Genomic DNA, 12,258 nt, shown 5'->3' with positions numbered 1-12,258 from the left:
TCACCTTCTATTGTCAATTAGATAGTCTTTAACTGGAGCAAAGCTACGACGATGAATGGGCGATATTCCTTTTTCTTCAATTGCACGCAAATGTTCCTTTGTACCGTAGCCCATATTCTTTGCAAATCCATAGTCAGGAAATTGTTTATCATAAGCTTTCATCAACCTGTCACGTTCTACTTTTGCTACAACAGATGCAGCAGCAATACTAATACTTTTGCTATCGCCCTTTATAATTGATTCACTCGGGTAGGGTGTGGGTAATTTAACGGCATCAATAAGCAAAAAATCAGGTTGAGTATGTAAACTATTTACCGCATGTATCATCGCTTTTTTCGATGCCTCTAAAATATTCATTGTATCAATTTCATGATGATCGATCATACATGTTGAAACAGCAGTTGCTTCCTCCATAATTCTTTCATAATAATACAAACGTCTCTCTTCAGAGAGTTTTTTTGAATCATCAATACCTAGAAGCTGAATGTTCTCAGGTAAAATAACGGCGGCTGCTACAACCGGTCCAGCTAACGGTCCTCGTCCCACCTCATCTATACCGGCGATCAACCGATAACCTTCCTTATTAAATAGCTTTTCGTATTTTTGCATGAGCTCGTACTTCTCTAGTAAGGCTTCTCGTTTTTCTATTTGCTTTTCCCAGCGTCCTAATGCTTTTTGCACACCTTTTCTTTCATCTAATCTTAATGTTTTTATGTAGTCATCTTCTCTATCACTATTCTTTAATAATTGCTCTATTTCTTTAATCGATTTCATATCTGCACTCTCCTATTTCATCGACAGATTGGTCAAATTCTTAAACATTTGCATTTATGGACGAAAAAATAAAGGCCTATGATTAAGACCTTTATACTCGGATAATGTACTTACTCCATTCTTCTTTCCATTCAATGAACACATTACTCTTCTTCTATTATATCTTTCGGACTTTCTAATGTTAAGCGACCAAATTTTTCTGAGCGGAACTCTCTAATGATTAACTCTGTCACCTTATCATAATCAACTGTACCACCGCTCACTAAGCAGCCTCTTTTTTGGCCAATTTCATCAAATAGTTCTACGATTTCTTCAGGAAGCTCATTTAATTGATACCTCTCAACTAACTTCTCTGGGTAGTGTTCTGTCATAAATCTCAGAGCATAAACAGCAATATCTTGTAGATTTAAGATCGTATCTTTAATCGCACCAGTTAATGCAAGCTTTAAACCAATTTCTTGATCTTCGAATTTCGGCCATAAAATCCCTGGCGTATCAAGTAGCTCCATCTCTTTGCCAACTTTAATCCAACTTTGTGCCTTCGTGACACCAGGCTTATTACCTGTTTTAGCGATATTCTTCTTCGCCAGGCGGTTAATTAAGGTTGACTTACCTGCATTAGGTATGCCAACTATCATCGCTCGAATGGCTCGCGGCCTTATTCCCTTTGCTTTTTGCTTGTCGAATTTCTCTTGAAGTAATTGTTTGGCTGCTAGAGTAATATCCTTCATACCCTGACCATCTTGTGAATTAATACTAATTGCGGTTAATCCTTTGCTTTTAAAATATTCAATCCACTGTTTCGTTAGGATAGGATCGGCCATATCTGCTTTATTAAGCAATACTAATCTAGGCTTTTGTTGAATAATCTGTTCAATCATTGGATTGCGTGAAGATAGAGGAATCCTTGCATCAACCAATTCAAAAATAATATCGACTAATTTTAACTTCTCTGTTACTTCTCGTCTAGCTTTCGCCATATGTCCTGGAAACCATTGTATTGTCATTACGTATCATCACCTTTAAATTCACATTTCAAATTTACGCTTTATTAAACATTTAAATTACCTATTACGTACTAAAAAAACACAATCATGGCGCTTGTTTAAGGAAAAGGATAAACTCATCCTTTAAGTTAAGAGAAATCATGCAATCACCTTAAGCGCCATATTGTGTTTTAGATGTTATCATTCATTCAAATCTACTTAATTAATCTAATATCCTCAATCGGCCAATAAATAATTCCAGCAGTTCCTAATACATCTTCCATAGGAACTGGGCCAATATGACGGCTATCTTTACTAAAGCGGCGATTATCACCCATTACAAACAAATGGCCCTCAGGCACTGTTTCTTGGCCGATTTTCTCTTCTAGCGTAAATGGCTCTGTTAATGGACCGTCAGCTACTTGTTGCTTATACTCGTCAAGATATGGCTCCTCATAAGGTTCCCCATTTACGTATAATGTATCATCCTTATATTCAATTTTGTCTCCAGGTAAACCAATGACCCTTTTAATATAATCTTTATTTTCTGGTGCATGAAAAACAATGATATCGAACCGATCAGGCTCTCCAATTTTATAACTGAATTTATTGACAATCATTCGGTCTTGATCATGCAGTGTTGGCATCATCGATAATCCGTCTACCACTATCGGTGCAAAAAGAAAATATCTAATAATTGCTGCTAGCAAGACGGCGACAACTAATGCCTTTGTCCATTCCCATAATTCACTTTTCTTCTTAGCCATCGTTTCCCCACCATTCTTTCTCTTTTAAAAGCATAGCCACTTATACAGCTGCGTTTTATTCTCTCAATTATTGACATACTCTTATTTTATACATAAAAGAAGTAGACGATGCAACTATACAATGAACTATTGTTTGATTTAGTAGAATCAAACTGCTTCTTAACACTACCAATGCTGAAAAAACAGCCTATAAGTATGTTATTATCATATCAGAAATGAGAAATATGTATAGAAAAAGAGCTTGTAAAAATACAAGCTCTCCTTTCTTCATTTTAACTAAGGTAACATAAGTTGAACTTACATCCCTTTTGTTAAACCGATTATCGAATTTCTTTAATACGAGCTTTTTTACCACGTAGGTTACGTAGGTAGTAAAGTTTCGCACGACGGACTTTACCGCGACGAATTACTTCAAGCTTCGCAATTTTAGGTGTGTGTACAGGGAATGTACGCTCTACGCCTACACCGTAAGAAATCTTACGAACTGTGAAAGTTTCGCTAATTCCACCACCACGACGCTTAATCACAACTCCTTCGTATACTTGGATACGCTCACGAGTTCCCTCTACGATACTAACGTGTACACGTACAGTATCACCAGGACGGAATTCAGGTAGATCCGAACGAAGTTGTTCTTGAGTGATTTCTTGAATTAATTTATGCATCGTTTTCAACTCCTCCCAAGACGCTCATGCAAACCATTTGTGTTACAGCGGAACATCGTTATCAGACAAAAGACTTTTAACAAGCCCAAGTCACAAAGATTATAATACCATATCATCCGCAGAACATCAATGTTAAATCTGTTCTTTTTTAATTTCTTCTAACCAATTTCTTTCTTCATCAGTCAAATCTATTTGTTCAAGTAAATCAGGACGTCGTTGATACGTTCTCTTTAACGATTCCCTCTGTCGCCATTGTTCAATATGAAGGTGATTTCCTGAGGTTAATACGTCCGGGACTTTCAATCCTCGAAAATCAGCTGGTCTCGTATAATGAGGGTGTTCAAGCATCCCAGTACTAAAAGAATCTTTCATATGTGACTCTTGATTTCCTAAAACATTAGGCAATAATCTCACCACACTGTCAATGACAACCATAGCTCCTAATTCTCCACCTGTTAACACATAATCACCAATGGAAATTTCATCAGTTACAATATGTTCACGAATCCGTTCATCATAACCTTCATAATGTCCACATATAAAAATTAGATGCTCACTTTCGGCAAGCTCTTCAGCCTTTTTCTGTGTAAACCTTTCTCCTTGAGGACATAGAAGAATAACACGAGGATTTGCATCACTTTTACTCTTTATATCACTGACAGCATCAAAAATCGGCTGTGGTTTTAACACCATACCCGCTCCGCCACCATAGGGATAGTCATCGACTGTTTGATGCTTATTATCCGCATATTCCCTAAAGTTCACTACATTATAAGATGCAGCTCCTGCTTCACTTGCTTTTTTTAAGATAGAATGACCGAATACACCTGCAAACATTTCTGGAAATAGAGATAGTACATCTATTTTCATTATAATAGGCCTTCTAACAAATCGATCATAATCTTCTGATCAGCGATATTTACTTCCTTAACGACATCAGCAATATAAGGAATGAGGATTTCTTTTTTCTGCTTACCTTTAATCACCCAAACATCATTCGCACCTGGTGAAAGAATTTCTTTAATTTCACCAAGCTCTTCACCATCCATCGTGTAGACTTTACACCCAATGATTTCGTGATAATAAAACTCATCTTCTTCTAATGCACTCAATTGCGATTCATTTACCTTTAAAATGCCACCTTTAAGCTTTTCAGCTTCTTGCATACCGACAACCTCTTCAAAAGTAAGTAAATCAAAAGACTTATGTTTGCGGTGGGATGAAACTGTTAATTCTCTCCCTTGTTTATTATCAGGCATAAATAAGGTCAATTTATTTCCTGGTGAATAGCGTTCTTCTGTAAAATCTGTTCGAGAAATGACGCGAACTTCACCACGAACACCATGGGTATTTACAATTTTACCAACATTAAACCATGTTTCCATTTCATACTCACCTCTAGCGGATATCGTCAACCAATCCATCTTTAATGATAATCGTTTTTCCTTTTTCGATCTCTTCCCAATTATCTCCCTTTTCGATGGTTATTAACGATTGAACTTCTTTTTCTTTTAATTCACTTCCAAGTGGAAGCATATGTAATTGCTCTATTTGAAAATCAAGTAATTTCATTTTTTCATTTCTTGATTCTATTTCTTTATCAAAAAAGGAGCGAAGATGGCCATTTTGGGCCTTTTGGTTCTTCTCCCACTTTCTCATTTCAAACTTAAATTGATCACATTCTTTTTGTAGTTGCTGTTTTTTCCATTCATAGTTATTTAATAATTCCTGTTTACTCGTTTCAGTTAAAACTTGTTTCACAGTAACCGTTTGAATAATTTGCAAGATCAACCAGCCTCCATTCAATAATAGAATGTGAAATTTTGTTTAATGGTGAAAAAAGGAGGGTATCCCCTCCTTTCTCATGTTTGTTTATTCAGCTATATCGATAGAATCGATTATTTAATTTCTAAGAAAATCTTTTTTTCTTGAGAAGTACCTGCTGCATAAACAACAGTTCTTATCGCTTTTGCAATGCGCCCTTGCTTACCAATTACCTTCCCCATGTCATTCTTGTTGACAGAAAGCAAATAGGTCACCGCTCGGTTTTCTTCACGAATACTCACTTGAATATCTTCAGGAAAATCAACCAGGGGCTTCACAATTGTCTCGATAAGGTCCTTGATCATAAGTTAATCACTTATTTTGCATGCTTTGCATTATGGAATTTTTCCATAATACCAGCATTTGAGAATAAGTTACGAACCGTATCAGACGGTTTAGCACCATCTTGTAACCATTTAAGCGCTAGTTCTTCATTGATATCAACACTTGCTGGTTGAGCAACTGGATTATAAGTTCCTACTGTTTCAATGAAACGTCCATCACGTGGTGAACGAGAATCAGCTACTACAATACGATAGAAAGGAGATTTTTTAGCTCCCATACGTTTTAAACGAATTTTTACTGCCATTTTTAAAGCACCTCCGAATAGTTTCACACAAGATAGTATATTATCAGATACTACCCTGGTTTGTAAAGGTTTTTTTCTTTACATAGTATTTTTTTATTAAAAAGGGTTAAAAGGAAGCTTTAAACCGCCCTTTTTCTTCCCTTTTTGTTGCATTCCTGACATCTGTTTCATCATTTTTTTCATTTCTTCAAACTGCTTCAGTAAGCGATTGACCTCAGGGACCGTTCGCCCACTACCTTTTGCAATTCGTTTTCTTCTACCTGCATTAATGATCTCAGGCTGACTTTTTTCTTCTTGTGTCATTGATTGAATAATGGCTTCAACATGGGCAATTTGTTTATCATCAATTTTTAAGTTATTCAGCCCTTTTACCTTGTTTGCACCAGGCATCATCTTTAATAATTCATCAAGTGGCCCCATCGTCTTCACTTGACCAAGTTGCTCTAGAAAATCATCAAGCGTGAACGAAGCTGTACGCATTTTCTTTTCTAGCTCTTTCGCTTTTTCCTCATCTACATTAGCTTGCGCCTTTTCAATAAGTGAAAGCACGTCACCCATACCTAAAATTCTTTGGGCCATTCTCTCTGGATGAAAAGCTTCAATTGCATCTAACTTCTCACCAAGTCCAATAAATTTAATCGGTGTTTCCGTGACTGAGCGAATAGATAGTGCTGCTCCACCACGGGTATCACCATCTAATTTAGTTAATACCACACCAGTGAGCCCGAGCTGTTCGTTAAAACTAGACGCTACATTAACAGCATCTTGTCCCGTCATTGCATCAACTACAAGGAAGATTTCGTCTGGATTTGTCAAGTCCTTTACATCTTTAAGCTCAGTCATCAGGGTTTCATCCACATGTAAACGACCAGCTGTATCGATTAGCACATAATCATGATGGTCTTCCTTCGCTTTAGCAATGGCTTGTTTGGCAATTTCAACAGGACTAACTTGATCTCCTAAGGAAAACACAGGCATATTAATTTGCTTACCCAATGTCTCCAATTGCTTAATAGCCGCTGGTCGATAAATATCAGCTGCCACTAACATTGGATTACGGTTATATTTCTTCCTTAATAAGTTTGCAAGCTTTCCTGTCGTTGTCGTCTTACCTGCCCCTTGTAACCCAACCATCATAATAACAGTTGGTGGACGATTGCTAACAGCGATTTTACTTTGTTCGCCGCCCATAAGCTCTGTTAATTCTTCTTTAACAATTTTGATGACTTGTTGTCCTGGAGTCAGACTTTTCATTACATCTTGTCCGACAGCACGTTCGCTTACCTTTTTAACGAATTGTTTAACTACTTTAAAGTTAACATCGGCTTCAAGTAATGCTAAGCGAACTTCACGCATCATTTCCTTTACATCCGCTTCACTTACTTTTCCTTTTCCACGGATTTTTTGAATTGTATTCTGCAGTCGGTCGGCTAAACCTTCAAATGCCATGCACGCCGCCTCCTAATCTAATTTCTCAAGCTCTTCCAGCAAGGCTTCATATTGTTCTTTTAAGCTTTCTGGTTGAAAATTACTCTTTAATTTTGCAATAATTTTAGCGCGCTCTTGAAATTTATGAAACAATAATAACTTCTCTTCGTATTCCTCAAGCATCGCTTCTGTACGCTTTATGTTATCATAAACTGCCTGACGGCTCACGTGATACTCTTCTGCAATTTCACCTAAGGAGTAGTCATCAAGATAATAAAGGGACATATAGCTGCTTTGTTTTGGTGTTAACAACGATTGATAGAAATCATACAAATAATTCATTCTCGTTGTTTTTTCAAGCATCTCTAAACCCCCTTGTTAAGTGAAAAGCCTTTACAATGTAAAGTTTACCTATCACACACTGAATTGTCAAGCATAGACTGACTTTTATAGTGTGTCAACTTATATATAAGCTATATTAGTGAGCCAAGCTTCCGTCATTTTAAAATAACCGATTTCATTAAGTAAAGCTCATTGCATTCTTCAGCAATGAGCTTTGTTCTTATTCTTATTCTTCTGCTTCAACCATTTCGGCAAATAATCCATACACATATTGTTCTGCATTGAATGTTTGTAAATCATCCATTTTCTCACCTAAACCAACTAATTTCACTGGGATTTCCAACTCATTTCGAATGGCCAAGACGATGCCGCCTTTAGCTGTTCCGTCTAATTTCGTTAAAACAATACCTGTTACATTTGTCGCTTCTTTAAACGTTTTCGCTTGAACCATTGCGTTTTGCCCAGTTGTCGCATCTAAAGCTAACAGAACTTCATGAGGTGCACCTGGTACTTCTCGTTCAATGACACGTTTTACTTTTTCAAGTTCTTTCATTAAATTCACTTTGTTTTGCAGGCGACCAGCTGTATCACAAATAAGTACATCTGCTTTTCTTGACTTTGCTGCCTGTACAGCATCAAACATCACTGCAGCAGGGTCAGATCCTGCCCCTTGTTTAATTACTTCAACCCCGACTCTTTCGCCCCATACTTCAAGCTGTTCAATCGCCCCAGCACGGAACGTATCTCCTGCGGCTAACATGACCTTTTTTCCTTCCCCTTTTAGCTTATGAGCAAGTTTTCCTATTGTCGTTGTTTTCCCCACACCATTGACGCCGACAAACAACATAACTGTTAGACCATCGTCTTGAATATTTAAATCTGCAGAAGATTCGCCTGCTCTTTCATAAATATCAATTAATTTTTCAGAAATAACTGCATGGACCTCTTTCGGATCTTGAATATTTTTTCTTTTCACTTCCATCTTTAATTCTTCTACTAATGTCATGACAGTATCAAAACCAACATCTGCTTGGATAAGAATTTCTTCTAATTCTTCGAAGAAATCTTCATCCACTTTACGATATCTTGCAACTAAATCATTAACTTTGCCAGAGAAATTATCTCTTGTCTTTGATAACCCGTCTTTAAATTTCTCTGTAACAGTATCCGTTTGTGAAGTGATTTTTTCTTTCAACCTCTTAAAAAAACTCATTTTCATAACTCCAATCTGCTAATAATTACTATTAATATGTATGAGGATAAGCCCCACTAACTAATTACTAATGGGACTTATCATTATGTTAGCTCATCGCCATCTCTTTTGTTTCTTCAAGCCTTACAGATACCATTTTTGAAACGCCGGATTCTTGCATCGTAACACCATACAATACATCCGCTTCCTCCATTGTTCCTTTTCTGTGAGTAATCACAATGAACTGTGTTTCATGGCTATAGTTTCTTAAGTACTTCGCATAGCGGTGCACATTAGCTTCATCTAAGGCTGCCTCTACTTCATCTAATATACAAAATGGGACAGGCCGGACTTTTAATATAGAAAATAATAACGCAATCGCAGTTAAAGCTCTTTCTCCACCAGATAAAAGCCCTAAATTTTGCAGCTTTTTACCTGGTGGTTGCGCGACGATATCAATACCAGTATTTAATAAGTCCTCAGGATTTGTAAACTTAAGATCTGCACGTCCCCCACCAAATAATGATTGAAAAACAGATTCAAAGTGGAAACGAATTCCTTCAAATGTTTCTTGAAATCTCCTTTTCATTTCCACATCCATCTCATCTATGACTTGGAAAAGCGTGTCTTTTGCAGCTAGTAAATCGTTCTGCTGTTCTAATAAAAACTCGTAACGTTCTGAAACACGTTCATATTCATCAATGGCACCTAAATTAACCGTGCCAAGTTCATCTATTGCTAATTTGATTAACTTTACCTTTTTGCGTGCATCTTCCACATCAATACTTAGTGGGAATGCCTCTTTCGCTGCTTCATAAGAGAGCATATATTCTTCACGCAAATGTGTTAAACGGGTCTCTAACTCTACGTCTAATCGATTAATTTTCACTTCAAGATCTTTTAATCCTTCTACTCTTCCTTTATGAAGACGTTTTAACTCTTTTAACTCCACTTCGATATCTTCAAGTACTGTTTGCAATGAAAATCTTTCTTCTCTGCGTTTAGCGATTAATTCAATCGTTTGATTCTTATCTTCACGCTTTCTCATTGCTTCTTCTTCGAGATGTTGTTCTCCTGAGGAATTATTGGTCATTTCTGATGATAATAAATGCAAGTCATCTATAACGAGTTGTAATTTCTCTTCTGTGTCTGCTTTTTCTGAGACGATTGAACGCAAACGATCTTGTGCAGATTTTAGTTGCTCACTTTTAGAAGCAAATTGCACCTTTAATTCGTTTATCTCTTCTTGTAAGCTTTCTTTTGACGTTTGTTGTACATTCTTTAATTGCGTTAATTCTTTAATTTGGTTATCTAATGAGATAATTTCTTCAGCATAATTTCGCAGTATTTCTGTTAATTCGTTTTCTCGATTGACGAAGCGGCTTTTCTCTTCAACAAATTGTGCCTTATCCAGGTCATACAAAGAAAGGCGATCATTTACTCTTTTCTCTTCATACTCCATATCTTTAAGGAGACCAAGACGGCTTTGCTCTTCTTCGCGTAATTGTTCTCCCTTTTGCTTAAGCGTTTCTAATATATGCTCAGCATCTTTGAACTGTTGCTTCATTTTCTTCACACGTGCCTCAAGTTCTTTTGTTTGCTGATCCATATGAGTGATTTTATCATTCAAATCATCCAGCTCATTTTTTCTACTTAATATCGATGATTTATTCTGTTTAACCGCTCCGCCTGTCATTGAGCCACCAGGATTAACGATATCACCATCGAGTGTGACTATTCGTACGCGATACCCTAATAGCTTGGCTAGCGCATTAGCTCCTTTTAAATCACTGGCAATTATTACGTTGCCTAGTAAGCTTTCAATAGCAGGAGCATATTTAGCATCATATTGCAGTAAAGAAGCAGCTGTCCCTATGTACGCTTCGTGTTCTTTCACAATTTTTAATTGCGCTTCATTCAATGTTTTCTTTTTTAACACATCAAGTGGCAAGAAAGTCGCTCTACCATAGGATTGGCTCTTTAAATATTGAATGGCTTTTCGCCCATCAGCTTCTGTCTGCACAACGATATGCTGCATTGCCGCGCCTAACGCAACTTCCATTGCAGTTTGATATTCTTTAGGAACTTCAATTAACTCCGCCACTGCTCCTTCAATACCAGTAAGGCGATTGTTTCTTTCTTTCAGTACTTCTTTCACACCTTGGAAAAACCCGGAATAATCTTCTTTCAACTCTTCCAACATTTCTTTTCTAGACTGTGCTTGTTGTAGAAATTGAATGGCTTGATAGTATTTCTTTTCATCCTTTTCATAGGTTTGTTGCAACATTTCATATTCTTTTTGCTTTTGCCTATATTGGTGTATATGGTTGTCTAACTGTGCCTTAACTGCCTCATGATCATGCAATAACGCCGCTTTACGTTCGAGCAATACTTCTCTTTCCTCAATATATCGACTATTATCACCAATCAACTTTTCTTCACGCGTTGCTTGTTGCGTAAGTTGTTTTTGCAACATCTGCTGTTCATTCTTTGCTGCTGCTTCAGTATTTAAAAGATCAATATACTCACTTTTTAAGTTCTCAATTTGTTCATCAATATCAACGCTATATAACTTCAACTGTTCTAACTTCTCGGAAAGTTGTTTTTCATAAGTAGAGGCCTCAGACTTTAAAGCAAGCGTTTTTTGATCTTGTTCTTGTCTTAACTTTTTAAGTTCCTCTACACGTATGGTTAATACTTCTTTGTTTTTTTGTAACTGTTCTTTGTTTTGCGAAGCATTTTTCTTTCTTTCCTTAAGCACTTCTTTACGACCTTCAAGTTTTTCTAATGCTTCACTCGCATGGAGGAGTACTTCTTGTAATTCATTAACTGATTCATCCAATGCGACTGTGCGGTCTCGTACTTCAGCAATTTTCGCTTCTTTCGTTTGTACCTCTGCTGAAAGGGCTATTTCTTGCTGTTGCTGTTGATCAAAATCATTCGAGTGCTGTTCCCATTTTTTATGCAAATCCTCTATTTCATAAACTGTTAAACCGACTTCAAACTGTTCAAGCTCCTCTTTCTGCTGTAAATAATCTTTAGCAATAGAAGCTTGCATCTTCAATGGTTCAACTTGGGTTTCTAATTCGTGAAGAATATCGTTTACCCTGTTTAGATTATCTTTTGTTTCACTTAGTTTGACTTCCGCCTTCTTTTTACGTGTTTTATATTTTAAAACACCTGCAGCCTCTTCAAAAATCGTTCTTCTTTCTTCCGGCTTACTATTAAGAATTTCCTCTACTCTTCCTTGGCTTATGATCGAAAATGCTTCTCTCCCTAGCCCCGAATCCATAAATAACTCAACAATATCCTTTAATCTACAAGGTTGTTTATTAATTAAATATTCACTATCTCCCGAACGAAAAACCCTTCTTGTTACACTAACTTCACTGTAGTCAAGTGGTAAAAATTGATCATGATTATCTAGCGTTAAAGTAACTTCTGCATAGTTTAATGGTTTGCGTGTATCACTACCTGCAAAAATAACATCACCCATTTTCACGCCACGTAACGATTTAGCTGATTGTTCACCTAATACCCAACGGATGGCATCCGTAATATTACTTTTACCACTTCCATTAGGGCCAACAACTGCAGTTACACCAGTAACGAAATCAACTGTTACTCGTTCAGCAAAAGATTTAAAACCGACGATATCGAGTTGCTTTAAAAACAAAATTCTGCTCCTCCC

Annotated in this window: 13 protein-coding genes; all 13 read right to left on the bottom strand. The window is 36.8% G+C overall.

Going from position 1 to position 12,258, the window contains the following annotated elements; translation table 11 throughout:
* Window positions 1-774: a ribonuclease HII gene (locus U9M49_RS02510; RefSeq protein WP_307314456.1), complete on the bottom strand. Its 774-nt coding sequence runs from the start codon at window positions 772-774 to the stop codon at window positions 1-3.
* Between the two features lie 143 nt (window positions 775-917).
* Window positions 918-1,781 carry a ribosome biogenesis GTPase YlqF gene (ylqF, locus tag U9M49_RS02505; RefSeq protein WP_251161464.1) on the bottom strand — a complete coding sequence of 288 codons (864 nt, stop codon included), beginning with the start codon at window positions 1,779-1,781 and terminating at the stop codon, window positions 918-920.
* A gap of 194 nt (window positions 1,782-1,975) precedes the next feature.
* Window positions 1,976-2,527, bottom strand: coding sequence for a signal peptidase I (gene lepB / locus U9M49_RS02500; protein WP_095369548.1), 552 nt, complete (start codon window positions 2,525-2,527; stop codon window positions 1,976-1,978).
* A 320-nt stretch (window positions 2,528-2,847) separates the two neighbouring features.
* Window positions 2,848-3,192: a 50S ribosomal protein L19 gene (gene rplS / locus U9M49_RS02495; protein ID WP_095369549.1), complete on the bottom strand. Its 345-nt coding sequence runs from the start codon at window positions 3,190-3,192 to the stop codon at window positions 2,848-2,850.
* A 132-nt stretch (window positions 3,193-3,324) separates the two neighbouring features.
* Window positions 3,325-4,062, bottom strand: coding sequence for a tRNA (guanosine(37)-N1)-methyltransferase TrmD (gene trmD, locus U9M49_RS02490; protein WP_095369550.1), 738 nt, complete (start codon window positions 4,060-4,062; stop codon window positions 3,325-3,327).
* Window positions 4,062-4,577, bottom strand: coding sequence for a ribosome maturation factor RimM (gene rimM, locus U9M49_RS02485; protein WP_095369551.1), 516 nt, complete (start codon window positions 4,575-4,577; stop codon window positions 4,062-4,064). The genes trmD and rimM overlap by 1 nt, the downstream gene beginning before the upstream one ends.
* A gap of 13 nt (window positions 4,578-4,590) precedes the next feature.
* Window positions 4,591-4,977 carry a YlqD family protein gene (locus tag U9M49_RS02480; protein ID WP_095369552.1) on the bottom strand — a complete coding sequence of 129 codons (387 nt, stop codon included), beginning with the start codon at window positions 4,975-4,977 and terminating at the stop codon, window positions 4,591-4,593.
* Between the two features lie 113 nt (window positions 4,978-5,090).
* Window positions 5,091-5,318: a KH domain-containing protein gene (locus U9M49_RS02475; protein WP_095373476.1), complete on the bottom strand. Its 228-nt coding sequence runs from the start codon at window positions 5,316-5,318 to the stop codon at window positions 5,091-5,093.
* A gap of 14 nt (window positions 5,319-5,332) precedes the next feature.
* Window positions 5,333-5,605 (bottom strand): 30S ribosomal protein S16, encoded by a 273-nt coding sequence (gene rpsP, locus U9M49_RS02470; RefSeq protein ID WP_095369553.1) that lies wholly within the window; start codon window positions 5,603-5,605, stop codon window positions 5,333-5,335.
* Window positions 5,606-5,701: 96 nt separating this feature from the next.
* The gene (gene ffh / locus U9M49_RS02465; RefSeq protein WP_095369554.1) at window positions 5,702-7,054 is read right to left on the bottom strand and encodes a signal recognition particle protein; all 1,353 of its coding nucleotides are present in this window, start codon (window positions 7,052-7,054) and stop codon (window positions 5,702-5,704) included.
* Between the two features lie 12 nt (window positions 7,055-7,066).
* Window positions 7,067-7,396: a putative DNA-binding protein gene (locus U9M49_RS02460; RefSeq protein WP_095369555.1), complete on the bottom strand. Its 330-nt coding sequence runs from the start codon at window positions 7,394-7,396 to the stop codon at window positions 7,067-7,069.
* Between the two features lie 205 nt (window positions 7,397-7,601).
* Window positions 7,602-8,588 carry a signal recognition particle-docking protein FtsY gene (gene ftsY / locus U9M49_RS02455; protein ID WP_095369556.1) on the bottom strand — a complete coding sequence of 329 codons (987 nt, stop codon included), beginning with the start codon at window positions 8,586-8,588 and terminating at the stop codon, window positions 7,602-7,604.
* A gap of 88 nt (window positions 8,589-8,676) precedes the next feature.
* On the bottom strand, window positions 8,677-12,243 hold the full coding sequence (gene smc / locus U9M49_RS02450) for a chromosome segregation protein SMC (protein ID WP_322909226.1): 3,567 nt from the start codon (window positions 12,241-12,243) through the stop codon (window positions 8,677-8,679).
* Between the last annotated feature and the right edge of the window lie 15 nt (window positions 12,244-12,258).

It is taken from the genome of Cytobacillus sp. OWB-43 (assembly GCF_034651445.1).
Lineage (GTDB): Bacteria > Bacillota > Bacilli > Bacillales > Cytobacillaceae > Cytobacillus > Cytobacillus kochii.
This window is presented reverse-complemented; position numbering and strand designations above follow the sequence as displayed.